This is a genomic window from Ruegeria sp. HKCCA4008, assembly GCF_013033125.1.
GTDB lineage: Bacteria > Pseudomonadota > Alphaproteobacteria > Rhodobacterales > Rhodobacteraceae > Ruegeria.
Map to the genome: position 1 here is coordinate 457,501 of NZ_WQDM01000003.1, position 16,365 is coordinate 473,865.

The following is a 16,365-nucleotide window of genomic DNA, read 5'->3' on the forward strand; positions in this document are numbered from 1 at the left end:
CTAAAACCAGCTATAGATCGTAGGCTTGGTAGGCCATTACCCCACCAACTACCTAATCTAACGCGGGCTAATCCTTTGGCGATAAATCTTTCCCCCGAAGGGCACATACGGTATTACTCTCCGTTTCCAGAGGCTATTCCGTACCAAAGGGTATATTCCCACGCGTTACTAACCCGTCCGCCGCTCACCCCGAAGGGCGCGCTCGACTTGCATGTGTTAGGCCTGCCGCCAGCGTTCGTTCTGAGCCAGGATCAAACTCTCAAGTTGAAAAGCATTACTGCTTATCCTTGACGTTCGAACCTCTGCACATCTTTAGTTGTGCTACCGCCCATTCGGCTACTTGAGCACGAGCAGGCGACACCCTCAGCCGGCTAGCCGAGAGTACAACTAAAAGTCATCTGTTTGATGTACACAGACTTCCTAAGAAATCAGTGAACCACTCAAACAGTGAAGCTGACACTCCATCATCGGGCCGAAACCCTAAGAGCGCGATATACAGACATTCAATCCGTCGAAACGAACCAAACCGCCCACATATCTCTTCAGTTATCCATCAATGTCAAAGAACAAAACACCCAGAGCCAAAAACCAGACCGTTGCGCCAATCCCTCAGCGCGCCCGCCTAAATCCCAACCTCAGATGCCCCCGGTCTCTCCCGAGCGTCTCAACCGTCTTTCCAGTCCGTCAGGCCGTCTCTCCGACCCGTCAGCACCGCCTCAGCAGCGCCGGTGAAGGGGGTTCTAAGTATAACAAACAAATCCCGCAAGCAGAAAATGACGTCGCAGAGCATTTTTTTGAAAATTTCAATTTAATCATATAAAACCAATATGTTACAAGACTGGAAAGCTTGCCCTTGCTGTGTCTGTCGGGGCTCTCTCCATCGGATGGCCACGACACAACCGAGAAGACGCAAGATGGCACTACTATATATAGGGAATCGAGCAACACTGAACACAAGGCTGCGCGACTCAAGCCCGTGAATCGACTCGGGACTCCGCCAGAATCTGCATTGAAAACCTCAAAGGCCAGATTTCGAACCGCGTCATGCCGGGGCGACCCACATGAGTCCAACCCCACCTTGAGCGCGCCAACATTCTGAACACCTATCTTGAACATCCCACCGGGATGGGTTCTGGTCTCGGACATTCGTTTTCGGCTTCTTCAGCGAGACAGGCATGACGCGTCACCTTACGTTCCCACTGGTCAGAACCGTCGGATTTGACGGAGCGCTTGTCACATTTGCGGACACGATGTCTGAGACAGCAAACCGAGCGGCACTGGCCTTTCGATCTGAACTGGATCGGCTTCAATGGGCAGAGGTCACGGAATCTTCTGCCACGCTGGCCTCGGCATATGTCCGGTTCGATACGCAAAGCACAACCCACCAACAGATGCTGCGCAAGCTTCAGGACCTCGTCGATCAGAAGGACTGGTACAGCACACCACTTCCAACAGGCCGCAGGCTGTGGCGAATTCCGACGGTCTATGGCACCGACCTTGCGCCCCAGCTGGACGATGCCGCTGCTGCCGCCGGCCTCGCGCCGGAAGAAGCGATACGGCGGCTTGGCCAGTCCCGCGTGCGGGTTTTGACGATAGGGTTCGCCCCCGGGCAACCTTACCTTGGGCCATTGCCCCCCGAGTTCAACATTCCGAGGCTGCAAAACCTGACCCCCATGGTGCCCGAAGGCGCTCTGGTTCTTGCAATATCGCAGTTTGTCCTGTTTTCCGGGCCGACGCCAACCGGCTGGCGGCACGTCGGGCAGACGGCTTTTCGGTGTTTCCGGCCCGAGACGACCGAGGCATTCGCCCTCAAGCCTGGGGATGAACTGATATTCGAACCCGTTTCCCGCGAAGATCTGGAACATATCAGAGCCAAAAACGAAGATGGCACCGGCGGAGCAACCTGCGAGGAGATTGCACCATGAGCCTGATCGTCCACCAGATCGGCCCGGCTTGCACCATCCAGGATCAGGGGCGCACAGGTTATCTGGACCAGGGCCTTTCCCGGTCCGGGGCCGTCGATACACTGGCCCTTCATGAAGGCGCCGCATTGCTCGGCCAAAGCCCGGAACTTGCTGCGCTGGAAATGGCCGGATTGGGTGGCACGTTCGAGGCCACACAGAGCATGCGCATCGCATTGACCGGTGCGCGTATGCAGGCCAGCATTGATGACAGCCCCGTGGCCTGGAATGCCTCGCATCACCTGGAGCCCGGACAACGGCTGGTCATCGGTGCGCTTCTGCAAGGCAATTACGGCTATCTTCATTTGGGAGGCGGTATCGATTCAGAGGTTTTTCTTGGATCTCGATCCGCGCACCTGACGGCACGGATCGGGCGAGCTGTGAAGCCGGGCGACCGGCTGACCTGTGGCCCGGATGCAGGCGACGCTGGTTTGAAACTTCCCCCTTCCGAACGCTTCTCGGGCGGCGTTCTGCGTGTCGTCGCCAGCTTCCAGACGTCCTTGTTTGATGGCGCAACGCTTGATCGATTTGCGCGCACCTCATTCCATCGTGGCGCACGCGCCAACCGGATGGGGATGCAAGTCAACAGTGACGGCGACGGGTTCGCGGCCACTGGCCAACTGAACATTTTGTCCGAGGTTATTACCCCGGGCGACATCCAGATGACCGGAACCGGAGATCCGTTCATCCTGCTGCCTGAATGCCAGACCACAGGAGGGTATCCCCGCATCGCGACCGTTTTGCCCTGCGATATGCCCCGCGCAGCGCAGACACCGGCGGGCGGAGCAATCACGTTCGAATTTGTCAGCATGGAGCAAGCCACCGAATTGCACGCGGCATTCATGGCGGATCTTGCCCGCCTGCCCTCAAAAGTCGAAGCGTTGGTGCGTGATCCCCATGACATCCCGGACTTGCTGTCCTACCAATTGATCAGCGGAGTGATCTCTGCCACCGACTAAGGAGATGTGCCGATGCCAAGCGTCGATCTGAATGCCGATATGGGGGAAAGCTTTGGCCCATGGAAAATGGGCGACGACGAAAGCCTTCTGAAGATCATCACCTCGGCCAATATTGCCTGTGGCTTTCATGCGGGTGATCCGGATGTAATGGCGTCGACAATGAAGCTGGCGGCCGAGAATGATGTCGGCATCGGGGCGCATCCCGGGTTTCCCGACCTGCAAGGCTTTGGCCGCCGAAACATGAAGCTGTCTCAGGACACCCTTCGCAATCTGGTGCGGTATCAGTTGGGCGCAGCCAAGGGCATGGCCAAGGCGGTTGGCACCAGAGTTCGGCACCTGAAATTGCACGGCGCACTGGCCAATATGTGTTCGCTCGATGTCGATATGGCGCGGGCCTGCTATCAGGGCGCGCTGGACGTTGATCCCGACATCATCGTGATGGTTCTTGCCGTAACGAAACAGGAAGACGCCGTGCGCGAGCTGGGCTGCAAATGGGTGGGCGAGATTTTTGCCGACCGCGCCTACAATGACGACGGAACATTGGTTGACCGCAGCCTGCCAGGCGCGGTGATCCATGACGCGGATGTCGCGGGGCCACGCATCCTGAACATGGTCCGCGAAGGCGCGATCATCACCGAAAGCGGCAAGCGGCTGGAAACATCGATCGACACAATTTGCCTGCATGGTGACGGACCAACGGCGGTGCAGATCGCCGGCTCTGTTCGCGAAAGCCTGATCGGGGGCGGTGTCGAGGTCACGAAATTCACCCGCTGAACATCATGGGTTAACGTCGGCAACCCAAATTCACGACTGTTGCCCGTACAGGCCTCAGCGCCTAGCATGGCGGGCAAACGCATATTCTGAATACTACAATTTCAAACAATGCCTTGACCCGTGGCGGGCAAGAGCAAGGAGGTCGTGGAATGTCATTTGATCTGATGTCTTATCAGCCCCGGGGCGACAAGAAGAACTCGGATTTCTTCAATGAATACCTTCCGAAGATTTACGAACGCCGGACAAGCTCGGGCATTGCAGATCAGGTCGGCGCGATGCGGGCCATCATCATTCAGGTCGAACCCCACGCGGTGTTCGACACGATGGTCGAACTTTACGTGATGACACCCTATCGGCACACCGCCAGCTATCTGGGACGGACCCACAGATTCTCGGTTCTGCATTCACATCCCGACTATCCCGCGCTGATCCTGATGGCGCCGCTCAGCCCCGGGTTTGAAGATTTCATCCCCCGCATCAATCGCATGTATCCACTGGCGCGCAACACGCCGCAGACGCGCTATGTAGGCGAGGTATACGCAGCCTGCGATCTGGACACGCTGACCCATGCACTTGAGGATCAGAACATACGGTTCGAATACCCCGGAGATACCGAGAACCCGTTCTACACATCGGACGGGTTCCGATTCACCACCCCGTCCGATTTCACCTGCAACCGCGTCGGGTATTCGACCCACGACTTCAACGACACCGACAGTCTGGGCCTTGGGGATCTCGTGTTGCTGAGCGACACGGAACAGGCCCGTCTGGAACAGGCCGCCGCTTTCGGAACCGAAAGCAGAATCGCCCCGTTGATGCTGGGAATCGACCATCTTGCGACGCGGGTATTGGCGGGCGAGCGCGAGGATGCGATCCTCGAGTTTCTGACCATGGTGCCCTATTATTTCTGGGGCGCTTACAACATATTCGACATGAACTCATCGACCAACGTGAACCGCAACGGCAATGTGGACGATGACAAAAAATCTCCGGCCAAGGTATTCACCGCAAACAACACGCCATCCTTCGTGAACTCCTTCGCCAAGCTGCCGATGCCGACCGAGGATTTCGTGCGCAATTTTGGCCGTCGTCTGCATCACATGGCCGTCGAGATTCAGGATGGCGATCACGGCGCCGGGGAAAAGAACGTCGATTTCGTTGTGAACACGCTGAAGGACAAGGGTGTGCCGTTCCTGGCCCATGTGGTGGGTGAGTGCAAAGACGATCCGAACCTGAAACAGATTTTCTCGAAACACTCCAAGCATACCCTGCTGATTACCGAGTATATCGAGCGGTGCCACAAATATGATGGGTTCTTCACCAAGGACAATGTCGCCGCCCTGACAGCCGCCGCCGGACAGGACGAACAATACCAGCACGGTCACGTTTTCGATTGAAAAAAGGGCTGCGGAATACCGCAGCCCAGACCCATTCAGGAGAGAATATGCCGAACCTTATGATGGCCCGATCATGAAACAGGTGACGTTGCGGGCCTGCAAACGGCGACAGGCCAGATCCGCCTGTTCGCGGGTCATGCCCTGAAAGGTTGCGTCAAACCCACGCGCGCTTTGGTTCACTTTGCGCAGCGTGCCTTCCAGTGTGGTCATTTCCGACAAAGCGGTTTTCAGCAGAACCTTCTCGGCCTCATACCGAGTGGTATAGCGCCCCACATTGACCCCCCACAGATGCCCACCTGACGAAGACAGCCGAGTGACAACCTCCTGCTCAGGCTCTGGCTGCTTGGTGGAATCCGTCGAAGCCAGAACCAGATTTTCGGGGCGCAGTGCCGGACGCGTGTCGGATGTTTCCACCGGTGGTGCAGTTGGCGCGATATCAGCTTCTGCAATGGCCGCCGCGATAGCGCTGGTGATGCGGTCGCGATTCTCATCAGCTGTCACAGCAACCGCGCTTGCGACTTGCGTTGACGCGGAGGGGCGCCGAACCGGGCGCAAACTGGATTTTGGTGCCCCGCTCACGCTGGCGACCTGCGTCCCGGTACCCAGTCCGGTATTTCCTGCATAAGCCGGTCGCGCAGGTTTGCGAATGGGCGCACGCGACGGTGCACGGCGGAAACCCAAATCCAGAAGCTCGGCAACCTTGGCATTCCGAGAGGCGCCAGATTTTCCGCCAAAGACGGTGGCGATGATGCGTTCATTCTTGCGTTTAGCCGATGCCACAAGATTGAACCCAGCCGCTCGGGTGTACCCTGTTTTGATGCCATCGGCGCCTTTGTAGGCTGCCAGCAGGCGACGGTTGGTGTTGGGAACAGTTTTGATCCCTGCATAGGTCGATTGGCGTGAGAACAGGTTGTAGTATTGTGGATAGTCATACAGCAGATGCCGACCCAGCGTGGTCATGTCACGTGCGGTCGAAAGATGCCCCGCCTCGGTCAAACCATGGGCGTTCTTGAAGGTCGTGCGGCTCATCCCCATCGCCTTGGCGGTTCGCGTCATACGACGCGCAAAAGCTGCCTCGGATCCGCTGATGGCAATACCGATGGCCGTGGCAGCATCATTCGCCGATTTCACAGCAGCCGCGCGGATCAGATAGCGAAAAGCAATTGTCTGACCAGCGCTCAGCCCCAGCTTCGACGGTGGCTCGGCTGCCGCCTTTTTGGTGATCCGAACCGGGGTATCCAGCGTGATCTCACCATTCCGCACCGCCTCGAACGCGATATAAAGCGTCATCATCTTGGTCAGCGATGCCGGGTGAAGCCTTGTGTCAGCATTGCGCGAATGCAGAACCTCTCCGGTTCGGGCATCAATCACCATCGCTGCGTAAGGTGCCGCCATGGACCTGAGCGGCGCAAACGCCAGCACACATAGCAACATTATGAGAAAAAAGCCCATTCGGGCCGGAACTGTCCGCCGAATCTGCACGATTTTTGCCTCTGTCTGCCTCGCGCCGCCGGGTTTTCCCGGTCAGCAAAAATTATTTTATTATCGTAAACACTATCACAGAGACTTGGTGAAATAAACCGAAAGCTGAGCACTTCGCGGTTTCGTTAGGTTGCCCGAACTGGGCTATATCTAGACAAATACTGCCCTGAGCCCACCAGATGCGCGATTGAGGCAGAATTTGGTCAACGCCCGGCAGGGTTTTCGTGGAACTGCGGCCAAAAGGCAACATCACTTCAGGCTGTGCACCAGATCGGCCAGACCGCCCAAATCCCTCAACTCCCGGAATCGGGAACTGTCGACCGGGGCTTCAGCATGCTCCACCTCCCAGATAAGGCCGTGCGGGACATGAACCCCCCAGCTTCCTGCCTGGATCGGAGCCACAACGTCAGATCGCATGGAATTGCCGACCATCATCGCGCGCGCCGGGCCATCACCATGCCGCTCAAAAATCGACCGGTAAGTTTCAGGGGTCTTTTCAGACACGATTTCCACTGCGTCGAACAGATCGCCCAGACCCGACTGAGCCAGTTTGCGTTCCTGGTCGATCAGGTCCCCTTTGGTAATCAAGACAACCCGGCACAAGCCTTTCATGCCTTCCACCGCGTCGCGGGCATGGGGCAACAGCTCGATCGGATAGGCCAGCATCTCTTGCCCGGCTTCGATCAATTGGCGAATGACCGAGGCCGGCACACGGTCATCCGTGACCTCGAGAGCGGTTTCGATCATCGACAGAACAAAGCCCTTGATGCCATAGCCATAGTGTCGAATGTTGCGCTTTTCTGCTGCCAGAAGCCGCTCCATCAGATGATCCTGGTCGGCATGATCGGCCAGCAACTCGGCAAAATGCGCCTGCGTCAGCTGAAAAAAGCGTTCATTGTGCCACAGGGTATCATCCGCATCGAAACCGATTGTCGTCAGCTTGTCAGTCATCTCGTTTACGTCCGCTTGCTCTTTTCACCGGCCATCCCCACGTTATATAAGCGCGAAGATAAACCCCAAAACTGAATCGGACAGTTGCCTACGATGCTGGAAAAGACCTGGATGATGTCTGATGAACCGGACGACGACGGCGACGCGTCCGTTCTGGTGCAGACGCGCCCAAAAACCAAGCGTCCGCCTTTGTACAAGGTGCTGTTGCTGAACGACGATTACACGCCGATGGAATTCGTGGTTCATGTTCTGGAACGTTTCTTCGGCATGACCCATGCAGAAGCATTCGAGATCATGCTGACCGTGCATAAAAAAGGTGTGGCCGTCGTCGGGGTCTTCAGCCATGAAATTGCCGAGACCAAAGTTGGCCAGGTTATGGATTTCGCCCGCCGGCACCAGCACCCGCTGCAATGCACCATGGAACGCGAAGAATAAGGCTTTTCGCCTGACCCTCACCCATATTTGCCGGAATTGCCCATGTCCCCTCGCCTGGAACTTGCATTGCAGAACGGCCTGTCGCTGTCATCTCCCCTCAGCGTGATCTGCCCTGTTCCAGCCCATGATCTGTCGGCGCTTCCCCATGCGGCGCAGGTGGTGCAGCCGTTCAAACCTTTTTACGACCATTTTGCCGCGCAAAGCTTTGACACGGTGCCCGAGGCGGAAGACCCTTGCCAGGATGCAATTGTCTTTTTGCCGCGGGCCAAGGCGCTTGCGCGGGCGATGATCCATCTGGCCAGTTCACGAGCCCGCGGCGTTGTCGTGATCGATGGCGCAAAGACCGATGGCGTGGACAGCATTCTGAAAGATGTTCGCAAAAGGGTTCCGGTCGAAGGGCCTCTGTCCAAGGCACACGGGAAAATCTTCTGGTTTCGGGCTGACCCGCAGAGCTTTGCAGATTGGGCTGCGCCAAAGACGCAGATCGTCGATGGGTACCACACGGCACCGGGTGTGTTTTCAGCGGACGGGATCGATCCCGCTTCGGCCATGTTGCTGAACGCCTTGCCTGCCCAGCTGGGGCCGCGCGTGGCCGATCTGGGTGCCGGGTGGGGGTATCTGACCGCAGAGCTTTTGAAGCGCGACAACCTAAAATCCGTGCATCTTGTCGAAGCAGATCACACGGCCCTTGCCTACGCGCGCATCAACGCCTCTGACCCCAAGGCCCGGTTTTATTGGGCCGACGCCGTCACCTGGTCTGCGCCAGAGCCATTGGACATTGTTGTAATGAACCCCCCTTTTCACACCTCACGCAGTGCCGACCCTACGCTGGGGCAGGGTTTCATCGCAGCAGCGGCACGCAATCTGACGCGCAACGGAACCCTATGGATGGTCGCCAATCGCCACCTTCCCTACGAAACCACTCTGAACGAACACTTCGCTCGGGTCGATGAAGCCGCCGGCGACAACCGGTTCAAGGTGTTTGAGGCCTCTCGCCCTCGGCGATAAGGCCAGCTAACCTGCCCTCAATTCAGGAGGATTCGGATGTCCTTTTCCATCGCAGGCAAGACAGCAATCGTTACAGGCGGGGCCAATGGCATCGGGCTGGCCATAGGTCGGCATTTCGCGGACGCGGGCGCAAATGTCATGTTCGCCGATATAGATGAGAAACGTCTGATCGATGAACTGGGAGAACAGGCAGAAAACGGCAATATTCGTTATTTCGCAGGCGACCTGCGCGAAAAGCTGACCATTGCCAATTTGCTGTCGGCAACACTGGATGCGTTTGATCAGGTGGATATTCTGATCAACGGCGCGCGCCAGGTGATCCAGTCTGATCCGCTTGATCCCGATGACGATTCGATGCGTACCTTGCTGAACCAGAACCTGATGCCCGCGCTGCGGCTCAGCCAGTTGGTCGCAAAACGCATGATCAAGCAGGCCGGGGGTGACGATGAAAACCCTGCCGGATCGATCATCAACCTGTCATCCATCGCGGCCCGCCGCACGCATCCCGACCTGATGGCCTATTCCGTGTCGACTGCAGCGTTGGACCAGATGACACGTTCGCTGGCCGTGGCATTGGCGCCGAACCGCATCCGGGTCAATTCGATTGCGCTCGGCTCGGTCATGAGCGCATCACTGCAATCGACCCTGAGAGAGAACCGGGAATTCCGCGACGATATCGAAAAGCACACACCTCTTGCCCGTATCGCGTCGGCCACTGAATTGACGGAAACCGCGCAGTATCTGGCATCGGATGCAGCCGGATTCATCACCGGCCAGATTCTGACAATCGATGGCGGCCGCACATTGCTTGACCCTGTTGCCGCACCTGCGCATTGAGACCCATGTTCGAAACAGAAAAAAACTCCGCCTCTGCCTGGTTCCGCCAATTGCGCGACAACATCGTTGCCGCATTCGAAGCATTGGAGGACAGCCACGACACCGGCCCGTTTTCCGACGCAAAGCCCGGCCGCTTTGAAGTCAAGGAAACCAAACGCCAGTCCGAGGACGGCTCTGACGCAGGGGGCGGTCTGATGTCCGTGATGCGCGGCGGGCGAGTTTTTGAAAAGGTCGGGGTCAATGTCTCGACAGTTTACGGGACCCTGGGCGAGCGGGCACAACAGGCGATGGCAGCACGCAAAGGCATTCCCGGGATGACCGAAGACCCGCGTTTCTGGGCCTCGGGGATCAGTCTCGTGGCGCATATGCAGAACCCGCATGTCCCGGCGGTGCATATGAACACTCGGATGTTCTGGACCCCGCACGCCTGGTGGTTCGGCGGCGGATCGGATCTGAACCCCTGCATCGAGTATGATGAAGACACGGCGCATTTCCACGCGACCCAAAAGGCCCATCTGGACCCGCATGGTCCCGGGCACTATCCACGCCTGAAAGAGTGGGCGGACGAATACTTCTATATCCCCCACCGCAAACGCGCACGCGGCGTAGGCGGCATTTTCATGGATGATTACTGCACCGGAGACTGGCAGGCCGATTTCGCCCTGACGCAGGATATCGGTCGGGCTTTCCTGCCGGCCTTCCTGCCATTGGTTGAAAAGCGGCGCGTACAGGGTTTCTCGGACGCCGACAAAGACACCCAGCTGGTGCATCGCGGTCTTTATGCGGAATACAATCTGGTCTATGACCGGGGCACCAAGTTCGGGCTGGAGACCGGACATGATCCGGACGCGGTTCTGATGAGCCTGCCACCGATGGCGAAATGGATCTGACCCTCAGAACGTGTCCATGATGAAGTTGTCATAGCAGTAGTTCTGCGCCGACGACGCCGACATGTTGGCCCCGACTTTCCTCACGGTGATGGAATATCCCGGCTTGGTTTCCGCCCCCGGCGGCGGGGTCAGCGAGAATTGCACGGTCCGGACGCCGGGTTCATAGGCGCGCCAGATATAGATCCGTTGGTTGTTTGGCACGCCCAGACTGCGGATCGCGTAATCCCCAATTCCACACCAATAATTCACGGGCGCTGAGGATCCGATGGCCTTGACCTCGTAGACACCGTCCGGCATCGGCGTGATTTCCGTACGAAATTGCGGCCGAACGGATAGGCCGAACCCGACAGCCTCGGCCATCGCAGGTATCGACAAAAGCACGGCAGCAGCCAAAGTCTTGAATGAACGCATAATCCAGGTATCCCGAAACAAGGGTCTGATACCAATAGCATAGTCGGGACGACCTGCGAGTAAAGCAGGACAGGCCAACGAGCCGGCAACACTGACCACATCAAAGAATTTATTCTACCCATATTGCAGGAAAGCAGTACACTCACTGTAGACTTTTGGTTCCCGTTACACCGTTGGGCATCTCTTTGAGCAAGACGTTTCCAAAAGACTGGTTCGATTTCACGCCGGAAAAATACGCGGATCTGGGCGCTATGTTCTATCTGGCGGGTTTGACGAAAACACATCAGAAACGCAGTCTGGCACAGGTTTTGTACGCGTTCGAAACTCCGTTTCGCCTGGGCCAGTACCATATCTTCCGACAGCACGGATTCCCCCGTGGTTTTGTCACCTTCGCCGGGCTCAGCCCCGAAGCCGAGTTCCGTTATGCGGTGAAGGAAAGACCCCTTTCAGACACGGATTTCACCAGCGGATCGTCCTTCTGGATCATTGATCTTGTGGCCCCGTTTGGACAGACCAGCCAAATTGTTGATATCCTCAAGCAGGAAATCCCGCACCCGCGTGTACGCACCAACCGGATGGACAGTGACATGACACGCAATCGCATTGTCGAATGGACGCGGGATGAAGCGGGCGAGGTTCACATGCGCCTGTATCGCAAAAAGGAATTTGAACGCGTGTTGCAGCAAGGCGAGGGTTAATTGGTTTCAGTTCCGATCACAGGCGAACTGACCGGGGATGTGACTGGTTTTCCACCCAACGTTGAGACGGGGCAACCCACTCTGGACAATGGAAACTTCAATCCGGTCACGCAAACCTGGACGATTGCGGTACAGCCCGCCAACGGCACCGCCTCGATCGACCCGAACACAGGAGAGTGGACCTATATCGTCGACCCGACATTTTTCGATGGCCTCGACAAAGGCGAAGTCGTCTTCGATTCTTTCTTCATCAGCGTCTCGGGTACAACCCAAGCCGGCCCATTCACCCTTCCATTCACCGGCACACCGGACCCGGTGGAAGTGGTCATCCGGATCGAAGGCGTCTGTTTTGCGGCCGGAACCCTCATCGAGACTGAAAGCGGCCCGCTTGCGATCGAAACGCTGGACGCGGGTCATATGGTGGCCACTGCCGATCACGGTCTGCAACCTATCCGCTGGATCGAACGCAGCAGGATTCCACCCGAACGATTATGCGATGAACCTGCTTTGCGCCCCGTTCGTATCTCGGCGGGCAGTCTGGGGCCGAACGAACCCTCACGGGACCTTCTGGTGTCGCAGCAGCACAGGATCCTGGTCAAAGGCCCGAAAGTCGAGCTGCTTTTCGGCGCATCCGAAGCCCTGGTTGCCGCCAAACACCTGTGCGGATGGCCCGGCATCGGCATCGATACATCGGTTCAAACCGTCGAATATCTTCACGTCCTGCTGGACCGGCATGAGATCCTGAACGCCGAGGGCGCGCAGGCCGAAAGCCTGTTTCTGGGGGAAGAGGCCCTTTTTTCGCTGTCCTCTGAGGCATTGCGCGAACTGGCTTCGATATTCCCCGACAGACCGACCTCGGGTCACAGCGGGTTCGGACGCGCGGCTCGGCTGATACTGCGCGAACACGAAGCCCGCGCCCTTGCCTGCGACTAGCTGCCGGCCACAATGCGCCCGCCGACATCCTGCGGGGCCAATGCAACCGTCTTGATCACGGCATAACATGTGCTGCCCGGTTTCAGGTTCAGGGCCGCAACAGATCGACGCGTAACCCGCGCAAGCACATTGCCCGTCGGGGTCTTTACCGACACGATGGCACCCGGCCCCTCGCCCGACCGGATCGAGTCCACGGTCCCGGCCAGCACGTTCAGCGCCGAAAGCCCCTCGGGTTTGTTGTTCGACAGGATCACTTCCTGGGCGGGTATTCGAATCCGCAAGTTTGCCCCGACCTCATGCTCGATACGAGGCAGAAAGAGCCGCGCGCCATTGGCGTTCAACTCTGTCAGCCCGTCGGAATGATGCTTTGCAACCTGAACCTGCAACACGGCCCCGACGGCACGAATTCCCGCAGGGGCCACTGACGGGTCGGCAAGCATTTCGGATGCGGGCCCGTGGCGAACGGCCTTGCCATCCTGCAACGCAACTACGGATGTTGCCAACCGGGCCACTTCGGCGGCAGAGTGCGTCACATAGAGGATCGGAACCGAGACTTCGTCCCTGAGACGCTCGAAATAGGGCAGGATTTCCGCCTTTCGCCCATCATCCAGTGCCGCCAGCGGTTCATCTGCAAGGATCAATCGCGGGCTTGCCAACAAGGCCCGCCCGATGGCGACGCGCTGTTTCTCACCGCCAGACAACCCGGCAGGTCTGCGGTCCAGCAGATGACCGATGCCCAGCATGTCGATGACTTTGTCGGGGTCTTCGCGGCGTGTGTTTTTCGGCGCAAACCAACGCCCATAGGCAAGGTTCTGGCGTACGGTCAGATGGGGGAACAACCGCCCTTCCTGAAAAACATACCCCAACCGACGCCGATGCGGCGGCAGCCACAGGCCCTGTTCCGTGTCGAACAGAACCCAGTCATCTACCGCCACCCGGCCCGCCTGAGGCCGCAACAACCCTGCCACGGCATTGACGATGGTGGTCTTGCCCGATCCCGAGCGCCCGAACAGCACCGTCACGCCCGGCGGCGCATCAAAACTGACGTCCAGATCGATCCCCGACAGATGGTGGTGCAATCGAACAGACAGGCTCATGATCCGGCCACCCGCGCCGCGGCACGCCGCCCCACATACTCCGACAACAACAACGCGCTCATTGCGATGACGATCGAGATCAGAACCAGCCGCGTCGCGGCGGCCTCGCCGCCCGGGACCTGCAAAAAGGCGTAGACAGCCGAAGGCAACGTCTGCGTCTGACCTGGGATGTTGGACACGAAGGTAATCGTCGCACCGAATTCACCCATGGCCTTGGCGAAGGCCAGAATAGCCCCGGCTATGACACCCGGCAAAATCATCGGCAAGGTCACCGTGCAAAACACCATCGGACGCGACGCGCCCAGAGTTGCCCCTGCCTGTTCCAGTTTCGGGTCCACCGCTTCGATCGACAAACGTATCGCCCGGACCATCAAAGGGAAGGCCATGATCCCGGCGGCAAGGGCCGCGCCTGTCCAGCGAAAGGCCACGACGATCCCGAACTCGGCCAGAAGCCGGCCCAGCGGCCCTTGAATGCCGAAGGTCAGCAACAGCAGGTATCCGGTGACAACCGGCGGCAGGATCAATGGCAAATGCACCAGACCGTTCAAAACCTGCCGTCCGGGAAACCGCCAACGCGCCAGAGCATAAGCGACAAGTATCCCAAACGGCAAAGTCGCCAGCGTCGCCCAGAAGGATACGCGCAATGAAAGCTTCAATGCTTCTGCTTCGGCAGGCCCCAACCAATCCAATGCAATCACCTGCCCGGCAGGGTAAATCCCTGCTCCAGAAATACAGCCGTGGCAGCATCCGTTTTCAGGTGTTCAAGAAAGGCGTGTGCTCCTTCTTTTGCATCGAGGGTCAGTGCAGCGGGGTAAATTATCGGTGGATGCAGATCGGCAGGGAACGTCCCAACGACCCGGACCCTTTTTTCCACCTTGGCGTCTGACCGGTACACGATCCCAAGCGGCGCGGCCCCGGCCGCCACCAGAGCCAGCGCAGCGCGCACATTGTCGGCCTGCGCCACCTGAGACCGCACAGCCTCCCACTGGTTCAGGCTTTGCAATGCAGCTTTGCCATAGATACCGGCAGGCACCGCGTCGACCAGTGCCATGGCCAGATAGCCATCCTTCAAGTCCGCCTTGAGGTCATATCCGGGCTGGATTTCACCCACTTGCGCATGATCTTCAGCCCCGACCAGAACCAGGCCGTTGCCCAGCAGATCAACCCGAGAGTCTGCCCGGATCAAACCGTCCTGCTCCAACACATCCATCCAATCCGTATTGGCCGAAACAAACACATCCGCAGGCGCACCTTGCTGAATCTGCCAGGCCAGGACCGACGACGCCGCATAGGAAACGGAAACGCTCTGACCGGTCTGGTTTTCGTACCCGGCAACGATTTCGTCCAATGCAGTCTTGAGGCTGGCCGCTGCAAAAACCAGAATGCCTTCTGCACCGGCCCGGATCGGAGCCAGCGCCGTCATGCCAAGGACCAATGCCACCATCCAAAATCGGCGGGCGAAGGATAGGGTCATGTATACTCCCGACCGGTTTGCTTCAGTCTCTCCGGGGATATCGGACGCCACCGGTGGCGCGCAAGCGCCTTTGGCCATTTACACATGATGGGTTGCAGGTTGAGCAAGGCGTTTTCCATCGATCTGTCTTAAAATGTGCTGCCCACTTTCCAGCGCCGAGAGGCGCCCCGAGCGCCCGCCTGTTCGGCCTACGGCTGACAAGATGCCCCGTTGAACGGCCGCCGAAGAGGGAACGCAAGAAAATCTTCCAGACCCTCTTGCACCTGCCCGCAGGCTTGGCTAAATGCAGCATCACGGGTGATTAGCTCAGTTGGTAGAGCGCTTCGTTTACACCGAAGATGTCGGGAGTTCGAGTCTCTCATCACCCACCATCCTTTCCCCGCAGTGTATAAACGTCTTACGCGACTAGCACCTCTTGCTATGCTGCGCATGAAACTGTGTCCGCTACGCCTCCGCTGCACTTGAACGGAAAAGATATCTCCAACACAAGTGATTTGGGCAATGGCAACAATCGCAAAACGACCTAGGGTCAGGACTCTTAACCAGTAGATGAGGTTTGCTATGAGTGCGATGGCTGATAGGATTACCTTGGGACAACGGTCATAGCGTGTCGCCACGCGCCTCCAATCCCTAAGCCTGCCAAACATACTCTCAATGCGGTTTCGCCGCTTGTATCTGCGCTCGTTGGACTCGACAGGCGTCTTTCGCTGCTTTCGCCCGGGGATGCAGGCGCGTATCCCTTTGTCTTTCAACGCTTCTCGAAACCAGTCGGCGTCATAACCACGATCCCCGAGAAGCCAATTCACGTTTGGTATGCTGCTGAGCAGAGCCCGAGCACCGATTTAATCACTGATTTGCCCGGCCGTAACGAACAGGTTGAACGGGCGACCCTCGCTATCACAGATAGCATGGAGCTTGGTATTCATGGCACCCTTGGTTCTATCGATCAGGCGGCCACGCCCCCTTTTTTGCGGCCATACTGGTGGCAATGCGGTGTGCTCTTAGATAGGTCGCGTCAATCATGACTGTCGTCTCTTCGCCATGCTGGGCGGCCAGAC

At 58.0% G+C, this 16,365-nt stretch carries 16 protein-coding genes, 1 tRNA gene, 1 rRNA gene and 1 pseudogene (1 of these 19 only partly in view); 11 read left to right on the forward strand and 8 right to left on the reverse strand.

The annotated features are described in order from the left end of the window. Positions 1-267: ribosomal RNA gene (locus GOW60_RS10435) — 16S ribosomal RNA — on the reverse strand (it extends 1,195 nt beyond the left edge of the window). A 908-nt stretch (positions 268-1,175) separates the two neighbouring features. On the opposite strand from GOW60_RS10435, the gene GOW60_RS10440 reads away from it, so the two are divergent. From GOW60_RS10440 to GOW60_RS10455, 4 genes are all read left to right on the forward strand, one after another. Beyond that, a complete protein-coding gene (locus tag GOW60_RS10440; RefSeq protein ID WP_171229188.1) occupies positions 1,176-1,925 on the forward strand; it encodes an allophanate hydrolase subunit 1 in 750 nt (249 codons plus the stop codon). Beyond that, positions 1,922-2,920 carry a biotin-dependent carboxyltransferase family protein gene (locus GOW60_RS10445; protein ID WP_171229189.1) on the forward strand — a complete coding sequence of 333 codons (999 nt, stop codon included), beginning with the start codon at positions 1,922-1,924 and terminating at the stop codon, positions 2,918-2,920. The genes GOW60_RS10440 and GOW60_RS10445 overlap by 4 nt, the downstream gene beginning before the upstream one ends. A gap of 12 nt (positions 2,921-2,932) precedes the next feature. Then, on the forward strand, positions 2,933-3,694 hold the full coding sequence (locus tag GOW60_RS10450; protein WP_171229190.1) for a LamB/YcsF family protein: 762 nt from the start codon (positions 2,933-2,935) through the stop codon (positions 3,692-3,694). A 149-nt stretch (positions 3,695-3,843) separates the two neighbouring features. Then, the gene (locus GOW60_RS10455; RefSeq protein WP_171229191.1) at positions 3,844-5,091 is read left to right on the forward strand and encodes a hypothetical protein; all 1,248 of its coding nucleotides are present in this window, start codon (positions 3,844-3,846) and stop codon (positions 5,089-5,091) included. A 57-nt stretch (positions 5,092-5,148) separates the two neighbouring features. Here the strand turns inward: GOW60_RS10455 and GOW60_RS10460 are convergent, their stop codons facing one another. Continuing rightward, complete coding sequence (locus tag GOW60_RS10460) at positions 5,149-6,543, reverse strand: D-alanyl-D-alanine carboxypeptidase family protein (protein ID WP_171229192.1); 1,395 nt, start codon at positions 6,541-6,543, stop codon at positions 5,149-5,151. Positions 6,544-6,822: 279 nt separating this feature from the next. Next, positions 6,823-7,524 (reverse strand): HAD family hydrolase, encoded by a 702-nt coding sequence (locus tag GOW60_RS10465; protein ID WP_171229193.1) that lies wholly within the window; start codon positions 7,522-7,524, stop codon positions 6,823-6,825. A gap of 93 nt (positions 7,525-7,617) precedes the next feature. Between GOW60_RS10465 and clpS the strand changes: the two genes are divergently transcribed. The 4 genes from clpS to hemF are packed head-to-tail and all read left to right on the forward strand — an operon-like array spanning position 7,618 to position 10,694. Next, positions 7,618-7,959 (forward strand): ATP-dependent Clp protease adapter ClpS, encoded by a 342-nt coding sequence (gene clpS / locus GOW60_RS10470; RefSeq protein ID WP_171229194.1) that lies wholly within the window; start codon positions 7,618-7,620, stop codon positions 7,957-7,959. A gap of 42 nt (positions 7,960-8,001) precedes the next feature. Continuing rightward, complete coding sequence (locus tag GOW60_RS10475) at positions 8,002-8,967, forward strand: class I SAM-dependent methyltransferase (RefSeq protein WP_171229195.1); 966 nt, start codon at positions 8,002-8,004, stop codon at positions 8,965-8,967. Positions 8,968-9,003: 36 nt separating this feature from the next. Then, positions 9,004-9,804, forward strand: coding sequence for an SDR family NAD(P)-dependent oxidoreductase (locus GOW60_RS10480; protein ID WP_171229196.1), 801 nt, complete (start codon positions 9,004-9,006; stop codon positions 9,802-9,804). A 5-nt stretch (positions 9,805-9,809) separates the two neighbouring features. Next, a complete protein-coding gene (gene hemF / locus GOW60_RS10485) occupies positions 9,810-10,694 on the forward strand; it encodes an oxygen-dependent coproporphyrinogen oxidase (RefSeq protein ID WP_171229197.1) in 885 nt (294 codons plus the stop codon). A 3-nt stretch (positions 10,695-10,697) separates the two neighbouring features. Here hemF and GOW60_RS10490 read toward each other — a convergent pair whose 3' ends face one another. Continuing rightward, entirely contained in the window at positions 10,698-11,105 is a 408-nt protein-coding gene (locus GOW60_RS10490; RefSeq protein ID WP_171229198.1) for a hypothetical protein, read from the reverse strand. 185 nt (positions 11,106-11,290) lie between these two features. On the opposite strand from GOW60_RS10490, the gene GOW60_RS10495 reads away from it, so the two are divergent. Then, positions 11,291-11,803, forward strand: a complete 513-nt coding sequence (locus GOW60_RS10495) for a toxin-activating lysine-acyltransferase (protein WP_171229199.1) — start codon at positions 11,291-11,293, stop codon at positions 11,801-11,803. Next, a complete protein-coding gene (locus GOW60_RS10500) occupies positions 11,804-12,736 on the forward strand; it encodes a Hint domain-containing protein (protein ID WP_171229200.1) in 933 nt (310 codons plus the stop codon). On the opposite strand, the gene modC is transcribed toward GOW60_RS10500, so the two are convergent. The 3 genes from modC to modA are packed head-to-tail and all read right to left on the reverse strand — an operon-like array spanning position 12,733 to position 15,307. Beyond that, complete coding sequence (gene modC, locus GOW60_RS10505) at positions 12,733-13,833, reverse strand: molybdenum ABC transporter ATP-binding protein (RefSeq protein WP_171229201.1); 1,101 nt, start codon at positions 13,831-13,833, stop codon at positions 12,733-12,735. The genes GOW60_RS10500 and modC overlap by 4 nt on opposite strands. Beyond that, positions 13,830-14,522: a molybdate ABC transporter permease subunit gene (gene modB / locus GOW60_RS10510; protein WP_171229202.1), complete on the reverse strand. Its 693-nt coding sequence runs from the start codon at positions 14,520-14,522 to the stop codon at positions 13,830-13,832. The genes modC and modB overlap by 4 nt, the downstream gene beginning before the upstream one ends. Before the next feature lie 5 nt (positions 14,523-14,527). Next, positions 14,528-15,307, reverse strand: coding sequence for a molybdate ABC transporter substrate-binding protein (gene modA, locus GOW60_RS10515; protein ID WP_254443882.1), 780 nt, complete (start codon positions 15,305-15,307; stop codon positions 14,528-14,530). 295 nt (positions 15,308-15,602) lie between these two features. On the opposite strand from modA, the gene GOW60_RS10520 reads away from it, so the two are divergent. Beyond that, positions 15,603-15,678: transfer RNA gene (locus GOW60_RS10520), tRNA-Val, on the forward strand. A gap of 168 nt (positions 15,679-15,846) precedes the next feature. On the opposite strand, the pseudogene GOW60_RS10525 reads toward GOW60_RS10520, so the two are convergent. Next, a pseudogene (locus GOW60_RS10525) lies at positions 15,847-16,365 on the reverse strand (IS5 family transposase); the annotation flags it as partial.

Excerpts from the sequence above, each read along its gene's own strand:
- GOW60_RS10440 (WP_171229188.1), top strand. The coding sequence starts at position 1,176 with ATGACGCGTCACCTTACGTTCCCACTGGTCAGAACCGTCGGATTTGAC.
- GOW60_RS10445 (WP_171229189.1), top strand. The coding sequence starts at position 1,922 with ATGAGCCTGATCGTCCACCAGATCGGCCCGGCTTGCACCATCCAGGAT.
- GOW60_RS10450 (WP_171229190.1), top strand. The coding sequence starts at position 2,933 with ATGCCAAGCGTCGATCTGAATGCCGATATGGGGGAAAGCTTTGGCCCA.
- GOW60_RS10455 (WP_171229191.1), top strand. The coding sequence starts at position 3,844 with ATGTCATTTGATCTGATGTCTTATCAGCCCCGGGGCGACAAGAAGAAC.
- GOW60_RS10460 (WP_171229192.1), bottom strand. The coding sequence starts at position 6,543 with ATGGGCTTTTTTCTCATAATGTTGCTATGTGTGCTGGCGTTTGCGCCG.
- GOW60_RS10465 (WP_171229193.1), bottom strand. The coding sequence starts at position 7,524 with ATGACTGACAAGCTGACGACAATCGGTTTCGATGCGGATGATACCCTG.
- clpS (WP_171229194.1), top strand. The coding sequence starts at position 7,618 with ATGCTGGAAAAGACCTGGATGATGTCTGATGAACCGGACGACGACGGC.
- GOW60_RS10475 (WP_171229195.1), top strand. The coding sequence starts at position 8,002 with ATGTCCCCTCGCCTGGAACTTGCATTGCAGAACGGCCTGTCGCTGTCA.
- GOW60_RS10480 (WP_171229196.1), top strand. The coding sequence starts at position 9,004 with ATGTCCTTTTCCATCGCAGGCAAGACAGCAATCGTTACAGGCGGGGCC.
- hemF (WP_171229197.1), top strand. The coding sequence starts at position 9,810 with ATGTTCGAAACAGAAAAAAACTCCGCCTCTGCCTGGTTCCGCCAATTG.
- GOW60_RS10490 (WP_171229198.1), bottom strand. The coding sequence starts at position 11,105 with ATGCGTTCATTCAAGACTTTGGCTGCTGCCGTGCTTTTGTCGATACCT.
- modC (WP_171229201.1), bottom strand. The coding sequence starts at position 13,833 with ATGAGCCTGTCTGTTCGATTGCACCACCATCTGTCGGGGATCGATCTG.
- modA (WP_254443882.1), bottom strand. The coding sequence starts at position 15,307 with ATGACCCTATCCTTCGCCCGCCGATTTTGGATGGTGGCATTGGTCCTT.